This window comes from Aliikangiella sp. G2MR2-5 (assembly GCF_015687155.1).
Classification (GTDB): domain Bacteria; phylum Pseudomonadota; class Gammaproteobacteria; order Enterobacterales; family Kangiellaceae; genus Aliikangiella.
The window spans coordinates 1-2,500 of sequence record NZ_JADPQF010000011.1 but is presented as its reverse complement, the minus strand read 5'-3'; the positions used below and the strand labels follow the sequence as shown (position 1 = coordinate 2,500).

At 50.4% G+C, this 2,500-nt stretch carries 2 rRNA genes (1 of these 2 cut by a window edge); both read left to right on the top strand.

The features are described from left to right. Window positions 1–1,988: ribosomal RNA gene (locus IYN84_RS20725) — 23S ribosomal RNA — on the top strand (it extends 905 nt beyond the left edge of the window). Between the two features lie 133 nt (window positions 1,989–2,121). Beyond that, a 5S ribosomal RNA gene (gene rrf, locus IYN84_RS20720) occupies window positions 2,122–2,237 on the top strand. Window positions 2,238–2,500: the final 263 nt, after the last annotated feature.

Sequence of the window (2,500 nt, the reverse complement as noted above, 5' to 3'; positions counted from 1 at the left end):
ACTCCGAATACCAGTGAGTGCAATCATGGGAGACACACGGCGGGTGCTAACGTCCGTCGTGGAAAGGGAAACAACCCAGACCGCCAGCTAAGGTCCCAAAGTTACAGTTAAGTGGGAAACGATGTGGGAAGGCCCAGACAGCTAGGAGGTTGGCTTAGAAGCAGCCACCCTTTAAAGAAAGCGTAATAGCTCACTAGTCGAGTCGGCCTGCGCGGAAGATGTACCGGGGCTCAAACTGTACACCGAAGCTGCGGATGCGTGTTTACACGCATGGTAGAGGAGCGTTCTGTAAGCCGTTGAAGGTGAACCGGGAGGTTTGCTGGAGGTATCAGAAGTGCGAATGCTGACATGAGTAACGATAAGGGGAGTGAAAAACTTCCCCGCCGAAAACCCAAGGTTTCCTGTTCGATGCTAATCAGAGCAGGGTGAGTCGGCCCCTAAGGCGAGGCAGAAATGCGTAGTCGATGGGAAACAGGTTAATATTCCTGTACCTGATATTGCTGCGATGGAGTGACGGAGAAGGCTAGGCCAGCATGGTGATGGTTATCCATGTTTAAGGTTGTAGGCTGAGGACTTAGGCAAATCCGGGTCCTTAAGGCTGAGAGCTGATGACGACGAACTACGGTTCGGAAGTGGTTGATGCCCGGCTTCCAGGAAAAACTTCTAAGCTTCAGGCAATATGAGACCGTACCCCAAACCGACACAGGTGGGTAGGTAGAGAATACCAAGGCGCTTGAGAGAACTCGGGTGAAGGAACTAGGCAAAATGGTACCGTAACTTCGGGAGAAGGTACGCCGCTGTTGGTGAAGCACTTGCTGCGTAAGCTGATGGCGGTCTAAGAAACCAGATGGCTGCAACTGTTTATTAAAAACATAGCACTCTGCAAACACGAAAGTGGACGTATAGGGTGTGACGCCTGCCCGGTGCCGGAAGGTTAATTGATGGGGTTATCTTCGGAGAAGCTCTTGATCGAAGCCCCGGTAAACGGCGGCCGTAACTATAACGGTCCTAAGGTAGCGAAATTCCTTGTCGGGTAAGTTCCGACCTGCACGAATGGCGTAATGATGGCCATACTGTCTCCACCCGAGACTCAGTGAAATTGAAATTGCGGTGAAGATGCCGTATACCCGCGGCTAGACGGAAAGACCCCGTGAACCTTTACTATAGCTTCACACTGGACTTAGAACCTGCTTGTGTAGGATAGCTGGGAGGCTTTGAAGCGGTGACGCCAGTCATCGTGGAGCCAACCTTGAAATACCAGCCTGGTATGTTTTGAGTTCTAACTCAGACCCGTTATCCGGGTCGAGGACAGTGTGTGGTGGGTAGTTTGACTGGGGCGGTCTCCTCCCAAAGAGTAACGGAGGAGTACGAAGGTACCCTAATCCCGGTCGGAAATCGGGAGCTTAGTACAATGGTATAAGGGTGCTTGACTGCGAGACAGACACGTCGAGCAGGTGCGAAAGCAGGTCATAGTGATCCGGTGGTTCTGTATGGAAGGGCCATCGCTCAACGGATAAAAGGTACTCCGGGGATAACAGGCTGATACCGCCCAAGAGTTCATATCGACGGCGGTGTTTGGCACCTCGATGTCGGCTCATCACATCCTGGGGCTGTAGCCGGTCCCAAGGGTATGGCTGTTCGCCATTTAAAGTGGTACGCGAGCTGGGTTTAGAACGTCGTGAGACAGTTCGGTCCCTATCTGCCGTGGGCGTTGGAAATTTGAGGAGAGCTGCTTCTAGTACGAGAGGACCGAAGTGGACGAACCTCTGGTGTTCGGGTTGTCATGCCAATGGCATTGCCCGGTAGCTATGTTCGGACAGGATAACCGCTGAAAGCATCTAAGCGGGAAGCCCCCTCCAAGATAAGATTTCCCTGAGACTTTAAGTCTCCTGAAGGAACGTTGAAGACTACGACGTTGATAGGCAGGGTGTGTAAGCGTTGTGAGGCGTTGAGCTAACCTGTACTAATGATCCGAGAGGCTTGACCATATAACACCCAAGGGGTTTTACCTTGGCTGATTATGTGACGCCATGAATTGAAGGACTATATAGTCAAACCTTTACTTGCTTTAACTCGTTAAAATCCAGATTGAAAGAATTGATGTAGTATCAACCAGTTTTGCCTGGTGAAATTAGCGAACGGGAACCACCTGAATCCATCTCGAACTCAGAAGTGAAAACGTTCAGCGCCGATGATAGTGTGGGGTCTCCCCATGTGAAAGTAGGTCAACGCCAGGCATTTAATTCAAATAAAAAAGGCTCAGTCGAAAGACTGGGCCTTTTTTATTTGTGCCAATATTTAGTGTTGTTTATTTTTCCGAATGCCTCTTGTGACAAATTCGTTAGGAACGAATTTGGACGCCGACAGGCGGTCCCGAAGGGATTGCCTACATGGATGTAGGCAACAAAGTAGGTCATACCCATAAACAGGGGTACGCTGACGCCAGGCATTTAATTCGAAAGAAACCCGCTCTTGTAGCGGGTTTTTTTATGTCGGCTGA